Source organism: Rhodococcus sp. PvR099 (genome assembly GCF_017833315.1).
GTDB lineage: Bacteria > Actinomycetota > Actinomycetes > Mycobacteriales > Mycobacteriaceae > Rhodococcus_G > Rhodococcus_G oryzae.
In genome coordinates this window covers 1,570,475-1,595,615 of record NZ_JAFIBV010000001.1, presented here as the reverse complement: position 1 = coordinate 1,595,615, position 25,141 = coordinate 1,570,475, and the positions used below count along the sequence as shown (strand labels likewise).

The 25,141-nt window shown below is 70.6% G+C and carries 26 protein-coding genes and 1 riboswitch; of the genes, 12 read left to right on the top strand and 14 right to left on the bottom strand.

Annotated features, from left to right (window positions below):
- Positions 1-6 precede the first annotated feature (6 nt).
- A complete protein-coding gene (locus tag JOE46_RS07230; RefSeq protein WP_209926661.1) occupies positions 7-1,107 on the bottom strand; it encodes a serine hydrolase in 1,101 nt (366 codons plus the stop codon).
- A gap of 161 nt (positions 1,108-1,268) precedes the next feature.
- Positions 1,269-1,442, top strand: a riboswitch (M-box (ykoK) riboswitch).
- 292 nt (positions 1,443-1,734) lie between these two features.
- Between JOE46_RS07230 and JOE46_RS07225 the strand changes: the two genes are divergently transcribed.
- From JOE46_RS07225 to JOE46_RS07215, 3 genes are all read left to right on the top strand, one after another.
- Positions 1,735-2,496, top strand: a complete 762-nt coding sequence (locus tag JOE46_RS07225) for an MgtC/SapB family protein (protein WP_209926659.1) — start codon at positions 1,735-1,737, stop codon at positions 2,494-2,496.
- Positions 2,497-2,668: 172 nt separating this feature from the next.
- The gene (locus JOE46_RS07220) at positions 2,669-3,058 is read left to right on the top strand and encodes a hypothetical protein (RefSeq protein ID WP_245220967.1); all 390 of its coding nucleotides are present in this window, start codon (positions 2,669-2,671) and stop codon (positions 3,056-3,058) included.
- A gap of 243 nt (positions 3,059-3,301) precedes the next feature.
- Positions 3,302-3,832 (top strand): C40 family peptidase, encoded by a 531-nt coding sequence (locus tag JOE46_RS07215; RefSeq protein ID WP_097212116.1) that lies wholly within the window; start codon positions 3,302-3,304, stop codon positions 3,830-3,832.
- Between the two features lie 157 nt (positions 3,833-3,989).
- On the opposite strand, the gene glnA is transcribed toward JOE46_RS07215, so the two are convergent.
- The gene (gene glnA, locus JOE46_RS07210) at positions 3,990-5,426 is read right to left on the bottom strand and encodes a type I glutamate--ammonia ligase (protein WP_097212117.1); all 1,437 of its coding nucleotides are present in this window, start codon (positions 5,424-5,426) and stop codon (positions 3,990-3,992) included.
- Between the two features lie 195 nt (positions 5,427-5,621).
- Between glnA and JOE46_RS07205 the strand changes: the two genes are divergently transcribed.
- Entirely contained in the window at positions 5,622-6,098 is a 477-nt protein-coding gene (locus tag JOE46_RS07205) for an RDD family protein (protein WP_097212118.1), read from the top strand.
- Positions 6,099-6,172: 74 nt separating this feature from the next.
- Here JOE46_RS07205 and JOE46_RS07200 read toward each other — a convergent pair whose 3' ends face one another.
- The 5 genes from JOE46_RS07200 to sucB form a co-directional block, all read right to left on the bottom strand.
- Complete coding sequence (locus JOE46_RS07200) at positions 6,173-6,913, bottom strand: DUF4191 domain-containing protein (RefSeq protein ID WP_097212119.1); 741 nt, start codon at positions 6,911-6,913, stop codon at positions 6,173-6,175.
- A gap of 56 nt (positions 6,914-6,969) precedes the next feature.
- Positions 6,970-7,983 carry a lipoyl synthase gene (gene lipA / locus JOE46_RS07195; RefSeq protein WP_077041971.1) on the bottom strand — a complete coding sequence of 338 codons (1,014 nt, stop codon included), beginning with the start codon at positions 7,981-7,983 and terminating at the stop codon, positions 6,970-6,972.
- A gap of 63 nt (positions 7,984-8,046) precedes the next feature.
- Positions 8,047-8,811 carry a lipoyl(octanoyl) transferase LipB gene (gene lipB, locus JOE46_RS07190; protein ID WP_097212120.1) on the bottom strand — a complete coding sequence of 255 codons (765 nt, stop codon included), beginning with the start codon at positions 8,809-8,811 and terminating at the stop codon, positions 8,047-8,049.
- Positions 8,812-8,869: 58 nt separating this feature from the next.
- Positions 8,870-9,760, bottom strand: a complete 891-nt coding sequence (locus tag JOE46_RS07185) for a TIGR01777 family oxidoreductase (RefSeq protein ID WP_097212121.1) — start codon at positions 9,758-9,760, stop codon at positions 8,870-8,872.
- Between the two features lie 90 nt (positions 9,761-9,850).
- Positions 9,851-11,611, bottom strand: a complete 1,761-nt coding sequence (sucB, locus tag JOE46_RS07180; RefSeq protein WP_209926657.1) for a 2-oxoglutarate dehydrogenase, E2 component, dihydrolipoamide succinyltransferase — start codon at positions 11,609-11,611, stop codon at positions 9,851-9,853.
- 255 nt (positions 11,612-11,866) lie between these two features.
- On the opposite strand from sucB, the gene JOE46_RS07175 reads away from it, so the two are divergent.
- Positions 11,867-12,205, top strand: coding sequence for an oxidoreductase (locus JOE46_RS07175; protein WP_097212123.1), 339 nt, complete (start codon positions 11,867-11,869; stop codon positions 12,203-12,205).
- 61 nt (positions 12,206-12,266) lie between these two features.
- Here the strand turns inward: JOE46_RS07175 and JOE46_RS07170 are convergent, their stop codons facing one another.
- Positions 12,267-13,781 carry a leucyl aminopeptidase gene (locus JOE46_RS07170; RefSeq protein ID WP_209926655.1) on the bottom strand — a complete coding sequence of 505 codons (1,515 nt, stop codon included), beginning with the start codon at positions 13,779-13,781 and terminating at the stop codon, positions 12,267-12,269.
- A gap of 83 nt (positions 13,782-13,864) precedes the next feature.
- On the opposite strand from JOE46_RS07170, the gene gcvT reads away from it, so the two are divergent.
- Together gcvT and JOE46_RS07160 are read left to right on the top strand one after the other, a co-directional pair.
- Positions 13,865-14,965 carry a glycine cleavage system aminomethyltransferase GcvT gene (gene gcvT, locus JOE46_RS07165; RefSeq protein ID WP_209926654.1) on the top strand — a complete coding sequence of 367 codons (1,101 nt, stop codon included), beginning with the start codon at positions 13,865-13,867 and terminating at the stop codon, positions 14,963-14,965.
- A gap of 32 nt (positions 14,966-14,997) precedes the next feature.
- Entirely contained in the window at positions 14,998-16,101 is a 1,104-nt protein-coding gene (locus JOE46_RS07160) for a branched-chain amino acid aminotransferase (RefSeq protein WP_097212126.1), read from the top strand.
- A 43-nt stretch (positions 16,102-16,144) separates the two neighbouring features.
- Here the strand turns inward: JOE46_RS07160 and JOE46_RS07155 are convergent, their stop codons facing one another.
- Entirely contained in the window at positions 16,145-17,023 is an 879-nt protein-coding gene (locus JOE46_RS07155; RefSeq protein WP_209926653.1) for a sigma-70 family RNA polymerase sigma factor, read from the bottom strand.
- A 100-nt stretch (positions 17,024-17,123) separates the two neighbouring features.
- Between JOE46_RS07155 and JOE46_RS07150 the strand changes: the two genes are divergently transcribed.
- The gene (locus JOE46_RS07150; protein WP_209926652.1) at positions 17,124-17,723 is read left to right on the top strand and encodes a peroxiredoxin-like family protein; all 600 of its coding nucleotides are present in this window, start codon (positions 17,124-17,126) and stop codon (positions 17,721-17,723) included.
- Between the two features lie 15 nt (positions 17,724-17,738).
- On the opposite strand, the gene JOE46_RS07145 is transcribed toward JOE46_RS07150, so the two are convergent.
- The 4 genes from JOE46_RS07145 to JOE46_RS07130 are packed head-to-tail and all read right to left on the bottom strand — an operon-like array spanning position 17,739 to position 21,224.
- Complete coding sequence (locus tag JOE46_RS07145; protein WP_097212129.1) at positions 17,739-18,509, bottom strand: adenosylcobinamide-GDP ribazoletransferase; 771 nt, start codon at positions 18,507-18,509, stop codon at positions 17,739-17,741.
- A gap of 2 nt (positions 18,510-18,511) precedes the next feature.
- Entirely contained in the window at positions 18,512-19,633 is a 1,122-nt protein-coding gene (gene cobT / locus JOE46_RS07140; RefSeq protein ID WP_209926651.1) for a nicotinate-nucleotide--dimethylbenzimidazole phosphoribosyltransferase, read from the bottom strand.
- 55 nt (positions 19,634-19,688) lie between these two features.
- Entirely contained in the window at positions 19,689-20,246 is a 558-nt protein-coding gene (locus JOE46_RS07135; RefSeq protein ID WP_257017494.1) for a bifunctional adenosylcobinamide kinase/adenosylcobinamide-phosphate guanylyltransferase, read from the bottom strand.
- A 3-nt stretch (positions 20,247-20,249) separates the two neighbouring features.
- The gene (locus tag JOE46_RS07130) at positions 20,250-21,224 is read right to left on the bottom strand and encodes a GlxA family transcriptional regulator (protein ID WP_097212215.1); all 975 of its coding nucleotides are present in this window, start codon (positions 21,222-21,224) and stop codon (positions 20,250-20,252) included.
- 84 nt (positions 21,225-21,308) lie between these two features.
- Here JOE46_RS07130 and JOE46_RS07125 point away from each other — a divergent pair, with 84 nt between their 5' ends.
- Positions 21,309-21,533 carry a hypothetical protein gene (locus JOE46_RS07125; protein WP_209926650.1) on the top strand — a complete coding sequence of 75 codons (225 nt, stop codon included), beginning with the start codon at positions 21,309-21,311 and terminating at the stop codon, positions 21,531-21,533.
- Positions 21,534-21,543: 10 nt separating this feature from the next.
- Here JOE46_RS07125 and JOE46_RS07120 read toward each other — a convergent pair whose 3' ends face one another.
- On the bottom strand, positions 21,544-22,203 hold the full coding sequence (locus JOE46_RS07120) for a DUF3043 domain-containing protein (RefSeq protein WP_209926649.1): 660 nt from the start codon (positions 22,201-22,203) through the stop codon (positions 21,544-21,546).
- A 115-nt stretch (positions 22,204-22,318) separates the two neighbouring features.
- On the opposite strand from JOE46_RS07120, the gene JOE46_RS07115 reads away from it, so the two are divergent.
- From JOE46_RS07115 to JOE46_RS07105, 3 genes are all read left to right on the top strand, one after another.
- Entirely contained in the window at positions 22,319-23,395 is a 1,077-nt protein-coding gene (locus JOE46_RS07115; protein ID WP_209926647.1) for a glycerate kinase, read from the top strand.
- A gap of 167 nt (positions 23,396-23,562) precedes the next feature.
- Positions 23,563-23,931 carry an iron-sulfur cluster assembly accessory protein gene (locus JOE46_RS07110; RefSeq protein ID WP_027500065.1) on the top strand — a complete coding sequence of 123 codons (369 nt, stop codon included), beginning with the start codon at positions 23,563-23,565 and terminating at the stop codon, positions 23,929-23,931.
- 215 nt (positions 23,932-24,146) lie between these two features.
- On the top strand, positions 24,147-25,112 hold the full coding sequence (locus JOE46_RS07105; protein WP_136910022.1) for a carbohydrate kinase family protein: 966 nt from the start codon (positions 24,147-24,149) through the stop codon (positions 25,110-25,112).
- The last annotated feature ends 29 nt before the right edge of the window (positions 25,113-25,141 follow it).

Genomic DNA, 25,141 nt, shown 5'->3' with positions numbered 1-25,141 from the left:
CCGGGCTCACGGGCAGAGCGCGTGCGAGAGCAGGGCCTCGCTGTCGGTCTGCTGGGTCGGGATCTGGGTGAGGGTGATGGTCACCGCACGGCCCTCGGTGCTCGCGCCGGACAGGGTGTAGTAGCCGGGGATTCCGCCGGTGTGGCCGACGTACCTGACCCCGCACGGCAGGTCGGTGGATCCGACGCCGAGGCCGTAACCCATACCCTCGGCCTCGGAGGCGGCGGGTAGTGCCTTCGTCATCTCGTCCAACTGCGCACGGGGAACCACCTTCCCGTCCAGCAGGGCGAGCCAGAACCTGTTGAGGTCGCGGCCGGTGGAGACCAGGGCACCCGCCGACCACGGGACCGAGGGTTCGATCATCGAGACGTCGGTCACGACGCCGTCGACGTCCTGGTATCCGGACGGGTGCGGGCCCCGGATCGCGCGCTCGCCGGGCCCGGGAAGGTAGGTGTCCTCGAGGCCCTGCGGGCCGAGGATGCGGGTGGTGAGCTCGTCGGTGTAACTGTGCCGGGTCACCGCCTCGATCAGCATGCCGAGAACGATGTAGTTGGTGTTGGTGTAGAGGAATCGGGATCCCGGCGGGAACTGCGCGGGTTTGGCCATCGCGATCGCCACCGCCTGGGCCGGGGTGATCGTGCGGTTCTCGTTCGCGGCGACCAGTTCGTCCGCCCCCGGCTCGCCCGCGAACTCGGGCAGCCCGCTGCGATGCTGCATGAGCTGCCGGACGGTGATCGCCGTGCCGTCCCCGCCCGCGCCCGCGATCACACCGGGCAGGTAGCCGTCGATGGCGCGGTCGAGATCGACTTTTCCCTCCGCCACGAGTTGCATGATGATCGCGGACGTGAAGGTCTTGGTGATGCTGCCCACTCGGACCCGACTGTCGTCGGCGATCTCGGCGCCGGTCGTGCGGTCGCCGACACCGCTCGTCAGGACCGTGGTGGTGCGGTTGGCGCTCACGGTCGTCACGGCGCCGACGACCCCCGCGCCCGTCAACCCGTCGAGGTCGTTCTGCAGGGTGCGGGTGCGCTCGAAATCCACACAGCCGCTGAGGAGTAGGGCGATCGCGGCGATGGCGGTGGCGAGCGCCGGCTTCTGGTGTCGCATGTCGATGACCGTACGGACGGGGCCGATCGGTGTCATCGGGGTTGCCCCTGATCTGTGCCCTGATCTTCGGTCGGGGGAGTGGCCGCGGTGACCGGATCGGCGTCGGAGTTGGCGTCGTGGGCGGGTTGCCGCGCCCGGACATCGCGCCTACGGTGGAAATCGCAGCACCTCGTTAGGCGAGGCTCCTGCACGAACACAGGCCACTGATCTGACGACGTCGAGAGACGCCCAAGGTTAGGACAGATCTCCCCGGATTAAGGGGTGATCCGAAGTGGCTTCCCGGCGTGATCCGGGATACGTCGTGCAGTGTCAAAGCCCTTACGTGGAGGTGTCAGATCGACGGAATCCATGTCGGATGATGGTGGATTCGACCTCGTGTGCTCGCAGGTTCCACCGCGGCAGTGCCCATCCGTTCGCGGCAGCCAGACGCAGGAGGAGGTGACCACCGTGGACGACCCGCCCAGTGGAGTTTTGACGCAACATGTTTCGGCCGACGGTGGTCGCTGAGGCGACTGGTCTCGCCCACCTCGGTCCTTCCCCTCGCGACCTCGGCGTCGCGTTCGAACCCGCGGCATTCGATGTCGCGGGGTAACCCTGCGCTGCGCGCAAGGGAACTAGGAGTTGGCGATGGATACGACGGTGATCATCCTGCGCGTGGTGCTCGGCCTCGCACTGGGCGCTGCGGTCGGGATCGAGCGACAGTGGCGGTCCCGCCTGGCAGGGCTCCGGACCAACGCATTGGTCAGTCTGGGGGCGACGCTCTTCGTGATCCTGGGCGCCTACAGCTTCGACGGTCCGGGAGCGGACCCGACCCGCGTTGCCGCACAGATCGTTTCGGGCATCGGCTTCCTCGGGGCGGGCGTGATCATGAAGCAGGGCGCCTCGATCACCGGGCTGAACACGGCGGCGACGCTGTGGGCGACGGCGGCGATCGGTGCGCTGGCAGGCGGCGGGATGTACTGGGCCGCGGTGATCGGCACGGTGGCGATCATGACGGCGAACACGCTGCTGCGCCCGCTCGGCAGGTTGATGGATCATCAGCCGGCCACCAAGGGGCGTGAGATGCCTGCGGCGGAATACGTCTTCGAGGTGACGTGCCGCGACGACGCCGAGGCCCACGTCCGCGGGCTCGCCGTGCAGTCGGTCTCGCGCCCGGAGTTCCGGCTGCGATCCGTGCGCTCGTTCGATCTGCCCGAGACCGGCGAGGTGACGGTGCTGGCGGAGCTGACGGCCGACGAACGGGACGACCGGCTGCTCGAGAGCGCGGTCAGCCGGCTCAGCATGGAGCCGCTGGTGACCCACGTGCGCTGGTCGGTGGAGACCGACTCTCGCTGCGCTCGGCCCGCCGCCGAGTGTGCAGCTGCCGTCGCCCGCTCTCGGCCGACGTGACGGTAGGTGCACACTCGGCGAAACGCCGCTGGAACTCGGACGATTGTCCACATATCGGCGCCGGTCGGAGCCGGGGGAATTGCGGCGTTTCGCTCACCCACCGCCGCGACCGGAAGTTACAGTCAGTCCTGGCTCGTCCTTCGTCTGCAAGGTGAGGATCGACATGAAACTGATGACCCGAACGTCAGTATCGGCCCTGTTCGCCGCGGCGGTGATTGCCGGAGCGGGAACCGCACACGCCAGCCCGATCGCCCCTGACGAGGGCCCGCCGCGACCGGTGGTCCCGGGGGTGCACCTGGTCGACCAGGCCCAGAAACAGGCGGCGCTGGAGAACATGCTCAACGAGCTCAATCTCGGCTGGGCCAACGGCGGCGCGGCAGGAACGGCGATCGGCGCGGCCATCGGGCTCGGGGTGGGATGCCTCTCGATGTTCCCCGGCAGCCTCGCCGGCTGCATGATCGGGCTGCCGACCGGTGCCGTCACCGGCGCGCTCATCGGCATCGCCAATGGCAACCCCAAGGCGCAGAAGGCGATCGAGGACTACATCAACACCCCTTCATAGCGTGGGTGTCGCGCTCGCACCGGGACCCGGTGCGAGCGCTGCCGCGCGTACGGACCGGGGAGTCGGTACGGATTCCGGCCCGGGTAACCGACGCATCACACCAGGTACCCAAACATCACAAACGGGTACCCATGCGGGTAGTTCTCCCGATGTCTCGATTAGATAACGAAGGGACTCTGGGTTCCGCCAGTAGATCGAGCCACACGAGGTATCGGTCAGCGGAACTCCCGGAGGACCCCTCGCATGAGCAAGCACCGCCTGCAGAAGAACAACCGAATCGCCCGTGGTCTGTTGCTGGGGGCGATCACCGCGGGAGCGGTGATGATCCCGGTCGCCCCCGCGGTGGCACAGCCGCTGAGTATCCCGGGGCTGGGAAACATCGAGATCCCCGGCTTGCCGCCGGTGGGCGCGATCACCCCGGACGCCGTGGTCACACACGGACAGCGCGCCCTCGACGCCGCGCAGACCAAGATCGGCGCGCCCTACGTGTGGGGCGCGACCGGCCCAGACACCTTCGACTGCTCGGGCCTGGTCCAGTGGGCGTACCGGCAGGCGGGCGTGTCCGTGCCGCGGACCACCTATGACCAGATCAACGGCGGAACGCCGGTCGGCAAGGGTGACCTGCAGCCGGGCGACGTCGTGCTGTTCTACGGCACCGAGCACGTCGGCCTGTACGCGGGCGGCGGCATGGTCGTGCACGCGCCGACCCCCGGCCAGTCGGTCAAGCGGGCACCGCTCGACTCGATGCCCTTCACCGCCGCCCGGCGGTACTGACCCCCTCAGGACAACGGCGCCCCGACCAGGAATGGTCGGGGCGCCGTTGTGTGTTCAGTTGTTCAGCAGTTCGAACGACTCAGACGTCGCGTCGGCAGTGCCGACTTGCACGTCGCGTCGGCGGAGCCGACTTGCGCGTCGCGTCGGCGGAGCCGACTTACACGTCGTAGTACAGCTGGAACTCGTACGGGTGCGGCCGCAGGTTCACCGGGGCGATCTCCTGCTCGCGCTTGATCGAGATCCAGCTCTCGATCAGGTCGGTCGTGAACACGCCACCCTCGGTGAGGTACTCGTGATCGGCCTCGAGGCGGTCGATGACCGTCGCCAGGCTGGTGGGGGCCTGCGGGATGTTGCGGGCCTCCTCCGGCGGGAGCTCGTAGAGGTCCTTGTCGACCGGCGCCATCGGCTCGATCTTGTTCTTGATGCCGTCCAGGCCGGCCATCATCTGCGCGGCGAAGTTCAGGTACGGGTTACCCGAGGAGTCCGGCGCGCGGAACTCGATGCGCTTGGCCTTCGGGTTGTTGCCGGTGATCGGGATACGCACCGCCGCGGAGCGGTTGCGCTGGCTGTACACCAGGTTGATGGGGGCTTCGTAGCCCGGCACCAGGCGGTGGTACGAGTTGACCGTCGGGTTGGTGAAGGCCAGCAGCGACGGTGCGTGGTGCAGGATGCCGCCGATGTAGTGGCGGGCCATGTCGGACAGGCCCGCGTAGCCGGACTCGTCGTGGAAGAGCGGCTTGCCGTCCTTCCACAGCGACTGGTGCACGTGCATGCCCGAGCCGTTGTCACCGAAGAGCGGCTTCGGCATGAAGGTCGCGGACTTGCCGTTCTGCCAGCAGGTGTTCTTCACGATGTACTTGAACAGCTGCAGGTCGTCGGCCGCCGCGAGCAGGGTGTTGAACTTGTAGTTGATCTCCTGCTGGCCGCCGGTGCCCACCTCGTGGTGGCCGCGCTCGAGCTCGAAGCCCGCGTTCTGCAGGTTGGTGGAGATCTCGTCGCGCAGGTCGACGTAGTGGTCGTACGGGGCGACCGGGAAGTAGCCACCCTTCGGGCGGACCTTGTAGCCGAGGTTCGGGCTGCCGTCGGCGTTGACCTCGTTGCCGGTGTTCCAGGAGCCGGAGATCGAGTCCAGCTCGTAGAAGGCGCCGTTCATGCCGGAGTCGTAGCGGACCGAGTCGAAGATGTAGAACTCGGCCTCGGCGCCGAAGAAGGCGGTGTCGGCGATGCCGGTGCTGACCAGGTACTCCTCGGCCTTGCGCGCGACGTTGCGGGGGTCGCGGCTGTAGGACTCACGGGTGAACGGGTCGTGCACGAAGAAGTCCATGTTCAGCGTCTTGGCGGCGCGGAACGGGTCGACTCGGGCGGTGCTGACGTCGGGCAGGAGCATCATGTCCGACTCGTGGATCGACTGGAAGCCGCGGACGGACGAACCGTCGAACGCGAGGCCGTCCTCGAAGACGTCCTTGTTGAACGCGGACGCCGGGATCGAGAAGTGCTGCTGAACGCCCGGCAGGTCGCTGAACCGGATGTCGACGTACTCGATCTTTTCGTCGGCTATGTAGTTGATGACCTCTTCGGCCGTGGTGAACGCCACGCGTGTGCTCCTTCAGTTGGTGCCTGCCGATTGTGCATTCCGGCGGCTTGCGTCGAGACAGACGGTATGGACCTGGTGTTGCCCAGCAATCAAGGTTGTGTTTCGCCAGTGTTACACGTCTCGGAAAACGGTGTATCTCACACCCTCCCCGGGCCATCGTGATCCACCCGCCACGCTGGGCCTATCCTGGGGAGCATGGCGCGAAGCACTGGATCCTGGCTCTCCGGCCCCTCGGCGGCCCTTCCCAAGGGGGAGGACGGCACCGAGAACCTCTACAAGGGCGAGCGGCTCGGATTGCCGGAGTCGGGCCGCGGATCGTTGGTCGGGTCCGGCCGACGTCTCGCGGCCTTCATGATCGATTGGCTGATGGGCGGCGGCGTCGCGCTCCTGATCCTCGGCGGGGATGCGCTCGACGGCCGGCTCGGCAGCATCATCCTGATGGTCTGGTTCGTCGTCGGCGTGCTCACGGTCTCGCTGTTCTCCTTCACCCCCGGCCAGTACTGCGTGGGACTGCAGGTGGCCCGGGTCGACGCGCCGGTGCCCGTCGGCATCGTGCGTGCGCTGGCCCGCCAGGTGCTGCTGGTGTTCGTCATCCCCGCGCTGATCACCGATCTCGACGGCCGCGGCATGCACGACCGCGCCACCGGCACTGCGCTGGTTCGCTCGCGCTAGTAGCCCCGCACCCGAACGCGAAGTGCCCTCGACGTGATTCACGTCGAGGGCACTTCGGTTGTGAGGGGGGAGGGTCAGCGCCTGCGCATCGTGCGCTGGACGCCCTTCATCTTGGCTCCGCCGGGCAGCGGGCCCTTCGGCATGGCCGGGCCGCCGCGGGCGCCGAGCGCAGCCAGCCGCGCCTCGATCGAGTCCATCCGCTTGGTGTCGATGTTCTTCGGCAGCTTCGCGAGGTACTTCTGCAGCTGCGACAGCGGCACCTGGCCCTCGTCGTTGCCGATGATGATGTCGTAGATCGGGGTGTCGCCGACGAGCCGCGCGGTCTTCTTCTTCTCCTGCGCGAGAAGGGACTTCACCCGCTGAGGCGAACCCTCGGCGACCAGGATGACGCCCGGCCTGCCGATCACCCGGTGCACGGCGTCGAGCTGGGTTGTGCCGGCGATCGCGTTGGACACCCGCCAGCCGCCCTGCAGGTTGTCCAGTGCCCAGGCACCGGCGCCTGCCTGGCCCTCGGCCTTGCCGTACACGGTCTTCTGCACGCGCCTGCCGAAGATGATGAACGCGGCGAGCACGCCGAGCAGGATGCCGATCGGCAGCAGGAACCACTCGATTCCGAAGATGAGGCCGACAAGGAAGAACACCACGGCGAGCCCGACGACGGCACCGATCATCAGCGGCAGCAGCAGCTTGTCTTCTTTGCGCTGCATCTGGAACGCCTGCCAGAGCTGGCTCCTGCGCTCCTTCGATGCCTGCTTACGGGCCGCTTTCGCCGCAGCCTTCGCCTCTTTGGTGGGCTTGCCCTTGCCGTTCGCCATACGTCACAGGATACGTCCCTGGCCGGAGGCCGATCGCACCCGAGTGGTGGTCGGGCTCAGGCGCGGGCGAGCCGCTCCATCAGGGAGCTGGCTTCCTGCGAGGCGCTGCCCCCGTCGGCGAGATGTGCCTGGCCTTCGGGCAGCTCGCGGCCGTGGTGCGCCATCGCCTGCGCGTAGAGGCGACCGGCCCGGTAGGAGGAGCGGACCAGCGGTCCGGCCATCACGCCCGCGAAGCCGAGTTCGGTGGCGAACTGGGAGTGCTCGACGAACTCCTCCGGCTTGACCCACCGCTCGACGGGATGATGCCGCGGCGACGGACGCAGGTACTGGGTGATGGTGATGATGTCGCAGCCGGCCTCGTGCAGGTCGACGAGCGCCTGACGGATCTCCTCTGGCGTCTCGCCCATGCCGAGGATCAGGTTCGACTTGGTGACCAGTCCGAAGTCGCGGGCGGCGGTGATGACGCCGAGCGAGCGCTCGTACCGGAACGCGGGACGGATGCGCTTGAAGATCCGCGGCACGGTCTCGACGTTGTGCGCGAGGACCTCCGGCCGCGACTCGAACACCTCGGCCAGCAGATCCGGCTTGCCGTTGAAGTCGGGGATCAGGTTCTCGACGCCGGTGCCGGGGTTGAGGGCGTGGATCTGGCGGACCGTCTCGGCGTACAGCCAGGAGCCGCCGTCCTCGAGGTCGTCGCGGGCGACGCCGGTGATCGTGGAGTACCGCAGACCCATCGCCTGCACCGACTCGGCGACGCGGCGCGGCTCGTCGCGGTCGAGCGCGTCCGGCTTGCCGGTGTCGATCTGGCAGAAATCGCATCGGCGGGTGCACTGTTCACCGCCGATGAGGAAGGTGGCCTCGCGGTCCTCCCAGCACTCGTAGATGTTGGGGCAGCCCGCTTCCTCGCAGACCGTGTGCAGACCCTCCCGCTTGACCAGACCCTTGAGCTCGGAGTACTCCGGGCCCATCTTCGCTCGGGTCTTGATCCAGTTGGGTTTGCGTTCGATGGGGGTCTCCGCGTTTCGGATCTCGATACGGAGCAGCTTGCGTCCTTCTGGGGCCACAGTCACGGCTCCGATGCTACGCCCGGCGCGAGGACGCCGATCGACCGGGAGAGGCGCAGGCGATGGGCGTCAGGCGAACCGGTGCGTGGTGAAGCGGGTAGGCGCGGCCGCGGCCGCCTCGTCGAAGGTGATGCGCTCGATGTCGTGCTCGGTGACCTGGAGTTCGCCGTCGAGCGCGGCCGCGACCGCGGCGACGACAACAGGGGTGATCTCGGCGACGGTGACCGTCCGCCCGAGTTCACGCGAGAGCGAGGTGACGCCTGCGTCGGCGATGCCGCACGGGATGATCTCGTCGAAGGCCCCGAGGTCCGCGTCGCAGTTGATCGCGAAGCCGTGCATGGCGACCCCGCGCTGCATCCGGACGCCGATCGCGGCGATCTTGCGCTCGGGCAGCCAGGACCCGCCGGTCAGCGAGGCGGGCAGCCACACTCCTGAGCGGCCCTCGACGCGTCCGCATCCGATGCCGAGGTCGGTGCAGACGGAGATCAGTGCCTCCTCGATCCGCCGGACGTAGTTCACGACGTCGACCGGCACGGCGAGCTTGACGATCGGGTAGCCGACCAACTGTCCGGGCCCGTGCCAGGTGATCTTGCCGCCGCGGTCCACGTCGATCACCGGGATGCCGTCGGTGGGCCGGTCCTCAGGGGCGGTGCGACGCCCGGCGGTGTAGACGGACGGGTGCTCCAGCAGCAGCAGGGTGTCACGCCCGCTGTCCGCGGCCCGCTCGGCGACCAGTTCGCGCTGCAGATCCCATGCCGCCAGGTAGTCGAGAGTGCCGAGACTCCGCACCTCGAGGGGATCCGTGCTGAACCGAACCGAGGAAGTGGTGCCCATGGGGCACACGTTACGCCGGGCCCACCGGTCGGCTGGGCGCGGTCCGGGCCGAGGGCAGTCAGTCCGACAGCGCGGCGTCGATGGCTTCGCCGATCGTGTTGTGGTGGAAGGTGAATCCGGCGCTCTCCAGCGCCGTGGGTAGGACCCGCTGCCCGGTCAGTGCGACCTCGTCCGCGATCTCGCCGACCAGCGCGCGCACCGCGAATCGGGGCACCACCCATGGCGTCGGGCGGTGCAGGGCGCGGCCCAGCTCGGCTGTGAAGCACGCGTTGGTCGCGGGCGAGGGCCCGGCGAGGTTCACCGGGCCGCTCAACGTCTCGGTTCGCAGCGCGAACGCGATGGCGTCGAGCTCGTCCTCGAGGGAGATCCAGGACAGGTACTGCCGCCCGGTGCCGAGTCGGCCGCCGAGCCCCAACCGGAACAGCGGACGCAGGCGGCCGAGCAGCCCGCCCCGCGGCGAGATCACCGCCGCGCTCCGCAGCAGCACGGTGCGCACCCCGGCCTCCCTGGCGGGCATGGTCGCCGCCTCCCAGTCCCGACACAGGTCGGCCAGGAAGCCGGTTCCCGGCGCCGCGGTCTCGTCGACGACCCGCTCGCCGGTGTCGCCGTAGTAGCCGACCGCGCTGGCATTGAGCAGCGTCGGCACCCCGGCATCGGCGACCGCCCGCGCGATCACGTCGGTGGAGGTGATGCGGCTGTCCCGCAGCGTCTGCTTGAACGCACCGTTCCACCGGGTATCGCCGAAGTTGGCGCCGCACAGATTCACCACCGCGTCCGCGTCGGTGAAGGCGCGCTCGTCCAGCTCGCCGCGCTCGGGGACCCACCGGTACTCGTCCGGACCCGCGGCAGGCCGCCGCACCAGCCGCCGGATCTCGTGGCCGTCCGCCCGCAGCGAAGCCACAAGGGATGACCCGATCAAGCCGGACGAGCCGGCGATTGTCACTCGCATCGTGCTGCCTCCTGACGCCGTCGGGGGCACCACCGGTGATCCGGTGGTGCCCCCGACGGGCGTGTCCGTGCTGCCGATCTACAGGTCGAGCTAGAGCCCCAGGTCCGCCTCGAACGAGGCTTCCTCGAGCCGCTGCTTGATCGTGGTGAGGAACCGACCCGCGTCGGCGCCGTCGATCAGGCGGTGATCGTAGGTGAGCGGCAGGTAGCACATCGATCGGACGCCGATGGACTCGTTGCCGTTCTCGTCGGTGATCACCATCGGGCGCTTGACGATCGCGCCCGTGCCGAGCATGGCGGCCTGCGGCGGCACCAGGATCGGGGTGTCGAACAGGGCGCCCTGGCTGCCGATGTTGGTGACCGTGAAGGTGCCACCGGCCAGCTCGTCCGGCTTGAGGCCGCCGGAGCGGGCCCGCTTGGCGATGTCCGCGATCGCGCGGGCCAGGCCGGCCAGCGACAGGTCGCCCGCGTTGTGGATCACCGGGGAGAGCAGGCCCTGCTCGGTGTCCACGGCGATGCCCAGGTGCTCGGCCGCGTGGTAGGTGATCTCCTTGGCGTCCTCGTTGTAGCTGGCGTTGACGTTCGGGTGTGCCCCGAGCGCCTCGACGACGGCCTTCGCGAAGAACGGCAGGAAGGTCAGGTTCACGCCCTCACGCTCGGCGAACCCGGCCTTGGCCTGGGCCCGCAGGGCGACGATCTTGGTGACGTCGACCTCGAAGGTCTGGGTCAGCTGCGCGGTGGTCTGCAGCGACTCCCGGGTCTTGACCGCGGTGATCTGGCGGATCCGGTTGACCTTCTGGGTGGTGCCGCGCAGGTGCGCGAGCTCGGGCCGGACACCCGCGGCCGGTGCGGCCGGGGCCGCGGCGGCGGGAGCAGCGGTTGCCGGGGCTGCGGCCGGGGCCTTCTTCGCCTCGGCTGCGGCCAGCACGTCCTGCTTGCGGATCCGTCCACCGACGCCGGTGCCGGTGACCGTCGACAGGTCGACGTTGTTGTCCGTGGCCAGCTTTCGGACCAGGGGGGTCACGTACGGGCTGCCGTCACCGGAGGGTGCTGCCGCCGGAGCGGGTGCGGCCGGAGCTGCGGGCGCCGGAGCTGCGGGAGCGGGCGCCGGTGCCGGGGGAGCTGGAGGTGCGACCGGGGGAGCCGGCGGTGCCGGGGGAGCCGGCGGCGCGGCGGCCGGTGCCGGGGGAGCCGGCGGCGCGGCGGGCGCGGCGGGCGCGGCGGCGGGGGCGCCCGAACCGATGACGGCGAGCTGGCCGCCGACCGGGACGGTGTCGTCCTCCTGGGCGCTGATCTCGAGCAGCGTGCCCGCGACGGGCGAGGGGATCTCGGTGTCCACCTTGTCGGTCGAGACCTCGAGCAGAGGCTCGTCGACGGCGACCGAATCGCCGACCGCCTTGAGCCAGCGGGTGACGGTGCCCTCGGTCACGGACTCGCCGAGTTCCGGCATGGTGATCGGGGTTCCGGACGCCGCCTCGGCGGGCGCGGGTGCGGCGGGTGCCTCTGCGGCCGGGGCGGGGGCGGCGGGCGCCTCTGCTGCGGGCGCAGGCGGTGCGGCCGGTGCGGGTGCGGCGGGCTCCGGGGCGGCTGCGGGCGCGGGTGCGGCGGCTTCTCCAGCCGCGCCGATCACGGCGAGCTCTCCGCCGATCTCGACGGTCTCATCCTCGTGCGCGACGATCTTGGTCAGCACGCCTGCCACCGGGGAAGGGATCTCGGTGTCGACCTTGTCAGTGGAGACCTCGAGCAAGGGCTCGTCGACTTCGACCGTATCTCCTTCCTGCTTGAGCCACCTCGTGACAGTCCCCTCGGTAACGCTCTCACCAAGAGCTGGCATCTGGACGGAGAAGGCCATGCTTTTGACTCCTCGACAGTTGTGTTCGGGTTGTTGAGTTTTGCCGACTTGTGGTCGAAATCCATTGTGCGTGTCGTACTGGGTCCACGGGGCGTGTTGCGAACCGTGGACCTCGCGGACCCATCCTGTCATTGATCGGATTCGCCCGTCCTATGAGGGCCTGGTCACATGTTCCACATTCAGTTCTCAGCAAGCGCTGGCAAACTTGAAACTGGTCAGAACGGGCGGTCGCGCCACGGTGGGAGGAGGTAGGACGTGGGTCTTTTCAGCAGGCTCTCGAGGGGACGGGCGGGTTCCGGCCGACACGGCACGCGCGGACCCGACGCCAAGTACCTGGCGAACTGGGTGCACACGCACACCGGGGTCGAGGCCTTCGTCGAGCCGCAGACCACCGTCACGCCGGTCACGGTCGTGCTGGTCGCGAACGACGGGGAATGGACGCGACGCCCGGTGGGCGGGGTGCACGGAGCCCGCCGCCTCGGCGAGGATCTGCACATCCCCGTGTACGACGTCCACAAGACCGGGTACCCGCAGCGGATGCGCGACTACGACGCCCGGCAGAAGATCCTGCGCAACCGCGCCCGCGAGGCGTAGGCGGCCGCGCCGCCCGTGAGTCCTTCCGGCCCGCGGCGGGGCCGGAAGGACTCACAGGGTGTCAGCCCTGCTGGTCGATGTCCTCGAGGACGCTGATCATGGTACGCACCGGGACCCCGGTGCCGCCCTTGCCGGTGAAGCCGAACGGCCCGCCGGTGTTATAGGCCGGACCTGCCACGTCGATGTGCGCCCACTGCACGCCCTCGGCGACGAACTCCTTGAGGTAGATCGCGGCGGCGAGCATGCCGCCCCAGCGATGGTTGGTGACGTTGGCCAGGTCGGCGACCTTCGAGTTGAGGTCCGCGCGCAGCTCGCCGGGCAGCGGCATCGCCCACGCGTTCTCGCCGATCTGCTGCGAGATGCGGGCGACGCGGTCGCGGAACTCGTCGGTGCCCATCACGCCGGGCGTGCGGTTGCCCAGCGCGACCATCTGCGCCCCGGTCAGGGTGGCGGTGTCGATCAGGTAGTCGGGCTCCTCCTCGCAGGCGCGAACGATCGCGTCGGCCAGGATCAGCCGTCCCTCGGCGTCGGTGTTGATGACCTCGACCGTGGTGCCGCCGTACTGGGTGAGCACGTCGCCGGGGCGCTGCGCGGTGCTGGACGGCATGTTCTCGGCCATCGGCACCCAGGCGTCGACGCCGACCCTCAGGCCGAGCTTCGCGGCCAGCACCACCGTCGCGACGACCGCCGCGGCGCCGCCCATGTCGGAGGTCATGTTCTCCATGCCCGCGGCAGGCTTGATCGAGATGCCGCCGGTGTCGAAGGTGATGCCCTTGCCGACCAGGGCCACGGACCTGCCGCCGGACCCCTTGTGGGTGAGCCGGACCAGTCGCGGCTGACGCGAGGAGCCCTTGCCGACGCCGAGGATGCCGCCGAAGCCGCCCTTCTCGAGCGCCTTCTCGTCGAGGATCTCGACCTCGAGTCCGGCCGCGGTGCCGAGCGCCTCGGCGCGGGCGGCGAACTCCTCCGGGAAGAGGTGGCTCGGCGGGGTGTTCACGAATTCACGCGCGGTGGCGACGGCCTCGGCGATCGCGGCGGACCGGGCGAGGGTGCTCGCGGACTCCTGGTCGCCGGGCTCCTCGACGAGCAGCTCCACGCGGGCGAGCGGCTTCCCGTTGTCCTTCGGCGCCGACTTGGCCGACTTGAACCGGGTGAAGGTGTAGGCGCCGAGGTAGAAGCCCTCCGCGGCCGCGCCGAGGTCGAGCGAGGACAGCGTGGTCGCCGCGACGGTGGTCCCGGCCAGCGCGCGGGCCGCGACGCCCGCGCCCTCGCGGATCCGCTGGGCGTCCACGTCGTCGGGGTCGCCGAGCCCCACCGCGAGGATGCTGGCGACGCCCGAGCCCGCGGGCGCCGGGATCCGGGTCAGTTCCTCCGCCTTGCCGGTGGCCCCGACCGCGACCAGCCCGGCCAGCACCGCCTCGGCGGTCGCGTCGTCGAGCGCATCGCCGACCGAGGCCTCCGGGCCTTCGGCGCCCTTGGTGAGGCCGATGACGAGGACCTCCACCGACTCGGCGACGGATCCGGCCAGCGCGAGCTCGGGGCCGAGGGGCGCGGTGGGGGTCTTGGCGGCACTCACTTCGATCTCCTGATCTGTTGGTGAACAACTGCGGGCCAACTCTAGTGCGGGGGCGATGTCCCGGTCGGCTAGCGTGTTCGCCCATGAGCGACGCTGAACTCTTGCAGGGCCCCCTCCGCGCGGTGCACGCCGAACTGGGTGCCACCTTCGCCCCGTTCGGCGGCTGGGAGATGCCGGTTTCCTACGCGGGTGTGGTGGCCGAGCACACCGCGGTCCGCGAGACCGTCGGCGTCTTCGACGTCAGCCACCTGGGCAAGGCGCTGGTCGCGGGACCGGGTGCGGCCGAGTTCGTGAACGCCTCTCTGACCAACGATCTGGGCAAGATCGGGCCCGGCCAGGCGCAGTACACCCTGTGCGCCACCGAGACCGGCGGCGTCACCGACGACCTGATCGTCTACTACGTCAGCGACGAGGAGGTCTTCCTCGTCCCGAACGCGGCAAACACCGCGGCCGTCGTCGCCGAGCTGGCCGCCAAGGCTCCCGCCGGGATCACGGTGACCGACCAGCATCGCGAGTTCGGCGTGCTCGCCGTGCAGGGTCCGAAGTCCGCGGAAATCCTTGCCGCGCTTGGGCTTCCGTCCAACATGGAGTACATGTCCTTCGCTGACGCCACCTTCGGGGGAGTCACCGTTCGGGTGTGCCGCACCGGGTACACCGGTGAGCACGGCTATGAGCTGCTCCCCGCCTGGGACGACTGCGAGAAGGTGTTCCGCGCGCTCGTCGCCGAGGTCCGTGCCGCAGGCGGTGAGGTCGCCGGGCTCGGTGCCCGCGACACCCTGCGCACCGAGGCGGGCTACCCGCTGCACGGTCACGAGCTGTCGACGGAGATCTCGCCGCTGCAGGCGCGCTGCGGCTGGGCGATCGGGTGGAAGAAGCCGGAGTTCTGGGGCCGTGCCGCGCTGGTCGCCGAGAAGGAGGCCGGACCGGCCCGCAAGATGTGGGGCATCAAGGCGCTCGACCGTGGCGTGCTGCGTCAGGGCCAGACCGTCATGCGTGACGGCGCCCCGATCGGCGAGACCACCTCGGGCACCTTCTCGCCGACCCTGAAGGTCGGGATCGCGCTGGCGCTCATCGATACCGATTCGGGTGTCGGGGTGGGGGATCAGATCGAGGTCGACGTGCGCGGCAGGGCGTTGCGCTGCGAGGTCGTCAACCCGCCGTTCGTCCCCGTCCACACCAAGTAAACGTCCTCACCCGGTTCGATAGGATTCCCGCCATGACTGGTGTTCTCGACTTCACGCGCATCCCGCACCCCTCGCCCGCCACAGCCGCGGAGCGCGATCGGGTGCTGGCTGCTCCCGGGTTCGGGAAGTACTTCACCGATCACATGGTGACGATCGACTACACCGAGGGACGCGGGTGGCACAGCCCGACCGTGCAGCCGTACGCCCCGCTCCAGCTCGACCCGGCGGCCATGGTGCTGCACTACGGCCAGGCGATCTTCGAGGGGCTCAAGGCCTACCGCCAGCAGGACGGGTCCATCGCCTCGTTCCGGGTGACCGCGAACGCGGACCGTTTGCGTGCCTCGGCCCGCCGCATCGCGATGCCCGAGCTGCCCGACGACCTGTTCCTCGCCTCGATCACGGAGCTGCTCGCGGTGGACCGGGACTGGGTGCCCGCCGCGGGCGGCGAGGACTCGCTGTACATGCGCCCGTTCATGATCTCGACCGAGGTCGGGCTCGGGGTGCGTCCGTCCACCGAGTACCGGTACCTGCTGATCGCCTCGCCCGCCAGTGCCTACTTCCCGCGCGGGGTGAAGCCGGTGAGCGTGTGGCTGTCCACCGAGTACGTGCGTGCGGCTCCCGGCGGCACCGGAGCGGCCAAGTTCGCAGGCAACTACGCGGCCTCGCTGGTCGCGCAGGCGCAGGCGGCCGACGAGGGCTGCGACCAGGTGGTGTGGCTCGACGCGAAGGAGCGCTGCTACGTCGAGGAGATGGGCGGGATGAACCTGTTCTTCGTCTTCGGGTCCGGCTCGTCCGCCCGACTGGTGACCCCGGAGCTGTCCGGTGCGCTGCTGCCCGGCATCACCCGCGACTCGCTGCTGACGCTGGCCGCCGATGCGGGGTTCGCGGTCGAGGAGCGCAAGATCAGCACCGACGAGTGGCGCGAGAAGGCCGCCTCCGGCGAGATCACCGAGGTGTTCGCCTGTGGCACGGCCGCGGTGATCACCCCGGTCGGCACGGTGAAGTCGGCCGCGGGTGAGTTCACCATCGGCGACGGCGGATCGGGCGAGGTGACGATGGCCCTGCGCGACACCCTCACCGGGATCCAGCGAGGCACCTTCGCGGACACCCACGGCTGGATGTCCACGCTGGCCTGAGTCCGGCAGCGGGAGGGCGCCGCAGGCGCACCTACCGGGTGCGTCAGTCGACGTCCTCGACGGCGATCCGGCCGAGCCGCCGACGGTCGGAGAGGATGTCGATCTCGGCGATCCGCCCGCGCCTGATCGTCACACCGACGACCGCGAGCACCCGGCCCCGCGCGATGGTGACCACCCCCGCGGTCCCGTTGACCAGCACCGGACGGGCGAACCGGGCCAGTCGCGAGAAGGTGATCGTTCGAGCCGCCACCGCAGGCGCCCCGGTGACCACAGCGGGTACTCCCGCCTGGGCCGCTCCTGCGTCGGTCCGCAGGACCACGTCCGGATCGAGCAGCGCCACCAGCCGGTCGAGGTCGCCGCCGCGCGCGGCGGCCAGGAAGGCGTCCACGACCTCGCGTTGGCGTGGCCGATCGGTGTCGGGAACCGGGGCGCTCCGCACGCGTCGTCGCGCGCGACTGGCGAGCTGCCGGGCGGCCTCGGGCGACCGATCCACTATGGGGGCGATGTCGTCGAACGGCACGGCGAACATGTCGTGCAACACGAACGCTAGCCGCTCCGCCGGCGGCAGCGTGTCGAGCACCACGAGCAACGCCAGCCCCACCGAATCTGCAAGGAGCGCTTCGTGTTCGGGCCCCGTGTCGTCTGGCCCGGCGACGATCGGGTCGGGTAGATGAACGCCGAGGAGGGTCTCGCGGCGCGCACCGCGGGCCCGCAGCAGGTTGAGGCACACGCGGGCGAGCACGGTGGTGAGCCACCCGCCCAGATTCCGCACGTCGTCCGTGTCGGCGCGGCTGAACCGCAACCACGTCTCCTGGACGGCGTCCTCGGCCTCGCCGACAGACCCGAGCATGCGGTAGGCCACCGCCCGTAGGTGTGCGCTGTGCGCCTCGAACTCTTCCGCCAAGAAGTCGTCGCCGTCCATCGGTCACATTCCTTCGTCGCCGTCTGTCAATTAGATGACGGACAGAACCCGGCCGGTGTGACAACGGCGAGCCGGGTGATCAGACAGGAGACCCGACATCATGAACGCAATCACGAACACCTCCCCGATCACCGCGCGGCGATTGCGCCCCGGCGACCCGATCGAGCACCGGACCCTGACCACCATCGGAGGGGACCGGATCGCTCTCCCCGATCCCTCCGGGCTGACCCATCTGCAGTTCCGACGCTTTGCGGGGTGTCCGATCTGCAACGTGCACCTGGCGTCGATCGCCCGGCGGCACGACGAGATCCGCGCCGCCGGGATCCGCGAGGTCGTGGTGTTCCATTCCCCGGCCGAGCACATGCGGCCGCACCAGGGCCGGCTGCCGTTCGCGGCGATCGCGGACCCCGACAAGGTCCTGTACGCCGCCTTCGGCGTCGGATCCGCGGCCAGGGCGGTGCTGCACCCGAGTGCCTGGAGCGCCCCGCTGCGCCCGCGGACCTGGGCCGTCGTCGCGAAGGGTGTTCGGGCGGGCGGGCTGCCGACCCCACGCGGACAGAGCGTCCTCGGGTTGCCTGCCGATTTCCTGATCGGCCAGGAGGGCACGGTGCGGGCCGTCAGGTACGGCAGGCACGCGGCCGATCACTGGTCGGTCGACGAGATCCTGAGCGAGGCCGCTGCCGCGCCGTCCCGGAGGTGATGCCCGCCCGCGGCCTCACCCGGCCAAAAGCGCACCGACGGCGACGACGGTGACCGTCACCTCGACCGCCGCGCCGAGCACGTCCCCGGTGACGCCGCCGAACCGGCGGACGCAGTGCCGGGTCAGCAGCGCGGTCGCGGCCAGCGCTGCGAGCACCACGACCGGTCCCTGCCACCAGCGGCCGGGTACCGCGAACAGGGCAGCCGCGGTCAGCGCCAGCGACCACAGCGCGCACGACCACCGGCCCTGGCTGTCGGCGACCAGCGCGCCGAACCCGGTCGGGCCCGCTGCGGGAACACCGCGCCTGCAGGCGAGCACGACCGCCACCCGGCCCGCCGCCACGGCGACACCGATCGCGATCCACTGCCCGGACTGGGCCAGCGAGCCGAACGAGAGGGCCTGCGCGCCGATGCAGACGATGAGGGCGACCACGCCGAAGGGGCCGATACCCCCGCCGCGCATCACCTCGAGGGCGCGCGCGGGCGGGCCGTAGCAGCCGAGCCCGTCGACGGTGTCCGCCAGCCCGTCGACGTGCATGCCGCGGGTGAGCAACGCCAGTGCCGTCACCGCGATCAGCCCGGCCAGGGCCGGATCGAGCGAGGCCGCGAGCAGCAACCAGAGTAGGCAGGCACAGGCGGCGCCGAGCAGCATCCCGACCACCGGGGTCGCGGCGATCGCCCGACGGCCGGCCGTCCGGTCGATCGCCGGGGCGTCGGGATCGTGGCGTGCGGGCAGCACCGTCAGCCAGGACAGTGCGAGCCGGATCCCGCCGAGCGCGTCGGTCACCGTCAGCGCGCCTCGGCCTCGGTCTCGTCGTCGGCCTCGGAATCGGTTGCCTGCTCACCGGATTCGGTGCTCACACCCGCGTCGGCGAAGGTTGCCATGTCGGCCAGGGTGGCGACCGCGGACTGCAGCACGGGCAGCGCCACCAGCGCACCGGACCCCTCGCCGAGTCGCATGCCCAGTTCGAGGATCGGGTCGAGCCGCAGGTGCTTGAGCGCGATCGTGTGCGCCGGCTCGGTGGAACGGTGGCCTGCGACCCACCACTCGCGGGCGCCGGGCGCCAGGTCCTCCGCGACCATGGCGGCGGCCGTCACCACGACGCCGTCGAGGATGACGGGGGTGCGGCGCAGCGCGGCCTGGGCCAGGAACCCGGCCATCGCCGCCAGGTCCGCTCCCGCGCCCACCCGCAGTAGCGCCACCGGGTCGGCGGTGACGGGCCGGACCCGGCGCATCGCGTCGCGGATGGCCGCGGTCTTGCGGCTCCAACCGGCGTCGTCGACGCCGGTGCCACGCCCGACCGCGGCGACCGGCTCGGTGTTGGTCAGCGCGGCGATCAGCACCGTCGCGGGCGTGGTGTTGCCGATGCCCATCTCGCCCGCGATGAGCAGATCGGCGCCGCTGTCGATCTCCTCATCGGCGATGGCGCGCCCCGCCGCGATGGCCTGCAGCGTCTCCGACTCGCTGAGCGCGTCCTCGCGGTCGATGGATCCGCTCGAGCGCCGGACCTTGTGCGTGGAGACGGAGGGCTCGGTGTCGGTCGCGACGGCGATGTCGACCACCCGTACCCCCGCCCCCGTGGTGGCGGCGAGCGCGTTCACGGCCGCGCCGCCCGCCTGGAAGTTGGCGACCATCTGCGCGGTCACCTCGGCGGGGTACGCGGACACGCCGTGCGCGGTCACGCCGTGGTCGCCCGCGAAGACGACGACCCGGGGGCGCGCGAACACCCGTGGCGGGCACTGGCCCTGGCAGGCCGCCGCCCATCCGCCGAGCGCCTCGAGCCGGCCGAGCGAGCCCGCGGGCTTGGTCAGCTGCTGCTGGCGGGCGTCGGCCTCGGCCGCGACGGCCGGGTCCGGGGGCGTGACGGCCTCGAAGGCCGCCTCGGAGGGGATGCCCGATTCGGTTGTCACAGTTGACCTCTCACTTCAGCGTGGTACCGCTTGAACGTGTCACTTGAAATAGGCGTCACTTGAGTCTGGTCGCCAGCCCGGCAACGACGAGGAGCACCTCGTCGCAGACCTGGGCCATCCTCGCGTTGAGGGAGCCGATCTCGTCTCGGAAGAGTCGACCGGACCGGGTCTCGGGGATCACGCCGAGGCCCACCTCCGGGCTGACCAGGACGAGTCTGCCGCGATGGTCGGCGACGGCGTCGACCAGGTCGTCGATCCGGGGGGCGAGGGTGCCTCGTGGGAGTTCCCAGGCCTGCGCCGCGTCCATCTCCGCGGTCAGCCAGGTGCCGAGATCGTCGACCATGGTCGGGGCGGCGTCGGTGCGCAGCAGCTCGGCGAGCCCGGCGCCGGTCGCGCTCTCGACGGTGGTCCACTCCCGCGGTCGGCGGCTGCGGTGCGCCTCGATCCGCTGCTCCCAGTCGGCGTCGTCGGCGTCGAGGCGGGCCGTGGCGATGTAGCGGACGGCGGTCGGCGCGGATCCGTCCATCAGTGCCTCGGCGTGGCCGGACTTGCCGGATCGTGCCCCGCCGAGCACGAGGGTGCGTAGCGGCGGCTGCGGGGCGGGGGACGGCACGGGCTAGACGGTACCAACGGCAGGGGCGCGGTCGCCGAACCGTCGGCGGTAGTCGGCGGGAGCCAGCCCGACCTGCCGGTGGAAGTGGTGGCGCAGGAGCGCGCCGGACCCGAACCCGCAGCGGCCCGCGATCTCCTCGAGCCCGTAGCCGGTCTCCTCGAGGAGCTGCTGGGCCAGCAACACCCGTTGCGTCGTCAGCCATTTGACCGGCGTGGTCCCGGTCTCGGCCGCGAACTTCCGCGCGAAGGTGCGGGTCGACATCGTCGACCGAGCCGCCAGGCTCTCGATGCTGTGGGCGGCGTCGAGGTGCTCGCTCATCCATCGCAGGGTGTCGGTGATGCTGTCGTCGGCGCAGTCGACCACGGCCCGCTCGATGAACTGGCGCTGGCCGCCGTCCCGTTGCGGCGGCACCACCATGCGACGCGCGATGGTGTTCGCGACGGCGCTGCCGAGTTCGCGCCGGACCAGGTGCAGGCAGGCGTCGATCCCGGCGGCGGTGCCCGCGCTGGTGATGAGGTTGCCCTCGTCGACGAAGAGGACGTCCGGATCGACGGTGGTGGTGGGAAAGGCGCGGGCCAGCTCGTCCGCGTGAACCCAGTGGGTGGTGCACTTGCGTCCGTCGAGCAGCCCCGCGGCGCCTGCCAGGAACGCGCCCGAGCAGACCGTGAGCACGGTGGCGCCCGCGTCGGCGGCCTCCCGCAGCGCCGCGACGACGGCGGGCGGGAAGTCGGTGCGGGTCGCGGAGGCCGGGATCGCGACCAGGTCCGCCCCGCGCAGTCCGTCGAGTCCGCGCTCGGGGGTGATGGAGATGCCAGGGGTGACGGACGTCAGGGGTACGCCCGCCTCCGGGCCGCAGACCCGGAAGTCGAAGGCGGGCAGGCCCGCCGCGGTGCGGTCGACGCCGAACACCTCGCAGACCACGCCGAACTCGAACATGGCGGCGTGGTCGACGAGGAGTACCGCGACCGAGGACAGCATGAGCACAGTATATGGCGCGATATTGACGAACTATGTCATTGCTGCCACTGTTGGCGGCAAATCCATGGCCGCAAAATTACAGCCATGACCACATTCATTGCGCTCGTCCTGCTGATGATCGCCCTACAGGGAGTCTTCGTGGCGGTCGCCCGCCGCGACCGGGACCGGGAACCCGCCGGCATCCGGCGATACCGGTTCAACCACTTTCGGTCCGATGTCGCCTCGGGTTCGGTGAACGTCGTCGATCGGGACGCCGAACGGATGTTCGCCGACCTCCAGGCCGTGCGGCACCGGGCGCCGCACAGCTGAGGGGCACCGACTAGACGGCGTCGCCAGGGGAGACCCGGGGCTGCGGCGCCCGCATCTTCCGGATCTGCGAGGCCCGGACGAACGCGTACGAGCCCAGCTTCAGGCCGCCGTCCATGGTGTCGGGGAACCTCTCGCGGACCTGCCGATTGATGGTGCGGCCCATGATGTACCCCTCGGCCAGCATGAACAACATCAGCACCAACATGCCCAGCGTCACGATCGACTGGATCGCGGGGCTCAGGAACATCGCCATGATCAGCAGCAGCGCCAGCGGCATGAACAGCCCCACCAGGTGCCTGCGGGAGTCCACGAGGTCGCGGACGTAGGCGCGCACGGGGCCCTTGTCGCGCGGCAGCAGGTACTTGTCCTCACCCGCGAGCATTCGGGCGCGTCGATCGGCGGCGGTCGCCCGGCGCTCCGCGGAGGCCTGCTTGCGCTCCTCCTTGCTGCCCTGGGTCTGCTTGCGTCGAGCCCGCGCTTCCTTTGCGGTCAGCGGTGCGGGTGCGACCGGGCCGCGTCGCTTGCTCTCGGCCTCGCGGCGCTTCGGGGTCGGCCTGCCCTTGCCCTCGGTCTCAGACGTGGGGGAGGTCAGTTCGACCGCGGTCGACTCGACGACCTCATGGTCGCCGTTGTCGGGGGTGTCGGAGTTTCCTCGGCGCAGCAGCTTCACCCCTTCAGGTTACTTGCCGTGCGCGTGCATCGATTCGCACCCGTCCCGTCGGGATGGACACGGGGTCACCCCGCGCCGCGCTGCCGGGCGGCGCCGCCGGTCCTACACTCGGCCGATGCGAGTGCTGATCGCGCCGGATTCGTTCGGGGACACCCTCACCGCGGTCCAGGCCGCCGCGGCGATGGCGGCCGGCTGGTCCGCGGGTAGGCCCGACGACGAGCCGATCGAGGCGCCGCAGTCGGACGGCGGACCCGGTTTCGTCGACGTGCTGGCGGCCCGGATCGGTGAGCCGATCGCCGTGACCGTCGACGGCCCGCTCGACGCGCCCGTGCGGGCCCACTGGCTGGCCGCCGGGGACACCGCCTACCTCGAATCGGCACAGGCGTGCGGCCTGGCGTTGCTCGGCGGGCCGCCGGATCCGCGCACCGCGGTCGCCGCGCACAGCCGCGGCGTCGGGCAGCTGATCGCCGCGGCTGTGGACGCGGGCGCCACCACGGTGGTGGTCGGGCTCGGCGGCAGCGGCTGCACCGACGGCGGCAGGGGACTGGTCGAGGCTCTCGGCGGCGGGACCGACCGCGCGGCCGTCGCCTCCGCGCGGGAGCGGCTGGCGGGGATCCGGCTGATCGCCGCCACCGACGTGCGGAACCCGCTGCTCGGCGAGCACGGCGCCGCCGTGGTGTTCGGGCCGCAGAAGGGTGCGGACGCCGCGGCGGTCGAGGTGCTGGAGCGGCGCAACGCCGAGTGGGCGCGGGTGCTGGAGTCGGCCGCTGGTAAACGGGTGGCCGACGTCGAGGGGGCGGGCGCGGCGGGCGGGATCGGGGCGGCGCTGCTGGCGCTCGGCGCGACGAGGGAATCGGGTGCCGCGGTGGTCGCGAGCCACACCGGGCAGGAGTCGCTGTTGGCGTCCGCCGACCTGGTGCTGACCGGGGAGGGGCGGTTCGACCACCAGTCGCTGCGCGGCAAGGTGGTGATCGCCCTCGCCGAGGCGGCGGCCGGGCACGGGGTGCCGACCGTGGTGATCGCGGGTCAGGTGCAGCTGGATGCGGGCGAGGCCGAGGCCGCGGGCCTGCGCGCGGTGTACTCGGTGACAGATCACGCCGGCTCGGTGCGCCTGGCGATGTCCGATGCGGCTGGTCAGCTGCGCGCGCTCACCGAGAAGGTGGCCCGGCAGTGGCCGCAGGAGGGGCGATGACACGGCCGCTGGTGGCGCGGTAGGGGCGCGGCGCGGCACACTGGAGGCAGTCCGACCCGGAACATTGTCGACGGCGCCGTCACCGTCGTCGGCCCCGTCAGGAATACTGCACGGCAGAGTACCGTTGAAGCGTTCACGGGTTTGGTACGAGCGAACAGGGAGAGCCCATGACTGTGCAGAACGAGACGACAGCTCCGGTCGAGACGGAGGCGCACAAGGTCACCATGACCGACGCCGCCGCGTCGAAGGCCAAGGCGCTGCTCGACCAGGAAGGTCGCGACGACCTCGCGCTGCGCATCGCCGTGCAGCCGGGCGGCTGCGCCGGACTGCGTTACCAGCTCTTCTTCGACGACCGGAACCTCGACGGTGACCTGGTCGTCGACTTCGGTGGCGTCAGCCTCGCGGTCGATCGGATGAGCGCGCCGTACGTCGAGGGCGCCTCGATCGACTTCGTCGACACCATCGAGAAGCAGGGCTTCACGATCGACAACCCGAACGCCACCGGCTCCTGCGCCTGTGGAGACTCGTTCAACTGATCCGCCCCCGCGACGTCCGCGTCGCGTGAGTCCGTCGACACCTCTGACGCGGTGCCCCACGTGGGCCCGCGTCAGAGTCGTATTCGGGGTACCGCCAGGGTGCTCTGGTCGCCGCGGCGCCGACGTGCCGGTACCGTGGCAGTTTTGCGGCACATCAGCGCCGCGGCCGACGGACATGGCCGCGGTATCGACGAACTACTGAGAGGTCTCTGCGCGTGACAATTGCGGTCACCGGCTCCATCGCCACCGATCATCTGATGCGGTTCCCCGGGCGCTTCGCCGACCAGCTCCTCGCCGACCAGCTCAGCCACATCTCGCTGAGCTTCCTGGTCGACGACCTGGTGGTGCGTCGCGGCGGCGTCGGCGGCAACATCGCGTACGCCATGGGCGTGCTCGGTGGCACCCCGCTGCTCGTCGGCGCGGTCGGTGCCGACTTCGCCGAGTACCGCGCCTGGCTCGAGTCCGCCGGTGTCGACTGCGACTCGGTGCACGTCTCCGAGACCGCCCACACCGCGCGCTTCGTGTGCACCACCGACGAGGACATGGCGCAGATCGCGTCGTTCTACCCCGGCGCCATGAGCGAGGCGAGGGAGATCTCCCTCGAGGGCCTGGCCGAGGGCGTCGATCTGGTCCTGATCGGCGCGAACGACCCCGCGGCGATGATCCGGCACACCGAGCAGTGCCGCGAGCTGGGGCTGCCGTTCGCGGCCGACCCCTCGCAGCAGCTCGCACGGCTGTCCGGCGCGGAGGCGAAGGAACTGATCGGCGGCGCGAAGTACCTGTTCACGAACGAGTACGAGTGGGGCCTGCTGCTGCAGAAGACCGAGCTCACCGAGTCCGAGGTCGCGGAGCAGGTGGGACTGCGGGTCACCACGCTCGGCGCCAAGGGAGTCGAGATGGTGGACCGCGAGGGCAACTTCGTCCGCGTCGGCGTCGTGCCCGAGAAGGCGAAGGTGGATCCCACCGGCGTCGGCGACGCATTCCGCGCCGGATTCCTGGTCGGACAGAGCGCCGGCCTCGGCCTGGAGCGGTCCGCTCAGCTCGGCTCGCTGGTGGCGGTGTTGGTGCTCGAGACCACCGGCACCCAGGAATGGACCCTGGACCGAGACGACGCCGTCAAGCGCCTGGCCGAGGCCTACGGCACCGACGCCGCGGACGAGATCGGCGCCCTGCTGAAGTAACTGGCGGCTACGCCGCCTGTGCGCGGTTG

Coding starts and splice junctions, on each gene's coding strand:
- lipB (WP_097212120.1), bottom strand. CDS start 8,811: ATGGGCACCACTTCCTCGGTTCGGTTCAGCACGGATCCCCTCGAGGTG.
- JOE46_RS07230 (WP_209926661.1), bottom strand. CDS start 1,107: ATGCGACACCAGAAGCCGGCGCTCGCCACCGCCATCGCCGCGATCGCC.
- JOE46_RS07115 (WP_209926647.1), top strand. CDS start 22,319: ATGCGAGTGCTGATCGCGCCGGATTCGTTCGGGGACACCCTCACCGCG.
- JOE46_RS07225 (WP_209926659.1), top strand. CDS start 1,735: ATGGATACGACGGTGATCATCCTGCGCGTGGTGCTCGGCCTCGCACTG.
- JOE46_RS07130 (WP_097212215.1), bottom strand. CDS start 21,224: ATGCTGTCCTCGGTCGCGGTACTCCTCGTCGACCACGCCGCCATGTTC.
- JOE46_RS07220 (WP_245220967.1), top strand. CDS start 2,669: ATGACCCGAACGTCAGTATCGGCCCTGTTCGCCGCGGCGGTGATTGCC.
- sucB (WP_209926657.1), bottom strand. CDS start 11,611: ATGGCCTTCTCCGTCCAGATGCCAGCTCTTGGTGAGAGCGTTACCGAG.
- JOE46_RS07215 (WP_097212116.1), top strand. CDS start 3,302: ATGAGCAAGCACCGCCTGCAGAAGAACAACCGAATCGCCCGTGGTCTG.
- JOE46_RS07155 (WP_209926653.1), bottom strand. CDS start 17,023: ATGGACGGCGACGACTTCTTGGCGGAAGAGTTCGAGGCGCACAGCGCA.
- JOE46_RS07125 (WP_209926650.1), top strand. CDS start 21,309: ATGACCACATTCATTGCGCTCGTCCTGCTGATGATCGCCCTACAGGGA.
- JOE46_RS07205 (WP_097212118.1), top strand. CDS start 5,622: ATGGCGCGAAGCACTGGATCCTGGCTCTCCGGCCCCTCGGCGGCCCTT.
- JOE46_RS07150 (WP_209926652.1), top strand. CDS start 17,124: ATGAACGCAATCACGAACACCTCCCCGATCACCGCGCGGCGATTGCGC.
- JOE46_RS07185 (WP_097212121.1), bottom strand. CDS start 9,760: ATGCGAGTGACAATCGCCGGCTCGTCCGGCTTGATCGGGTCATCCCTT.
- JOE46_RS07200 (WP_097212119.1), bottom strand. CDS start 6,913: ATGGCGAACGGCAAGGGCAAGCCCACCAAAGAGGCGAAGGCTGCGGCG.
- gcvT (WP_209926654.1), top strand. CDS start 13,865: ATGAGCGACGCTGAACTCTTGCAGGGCCCCCTCCGCGCGGTGCACGCC.
- JOE46_RS07110 (WP_027500065.1), top strand. CDS start 23,563: ATGACTGTGCAGAACGAGACGACAGCTCCGGTCGAGACGGAGGCGCAC.
- JOE46_RS07160 (WP_097212126.1), top strand. CDS start 14,998: ATGACTGGTGTTCTCGACTTCACGCGCATCCCGCACCCCTCGCCCGCC.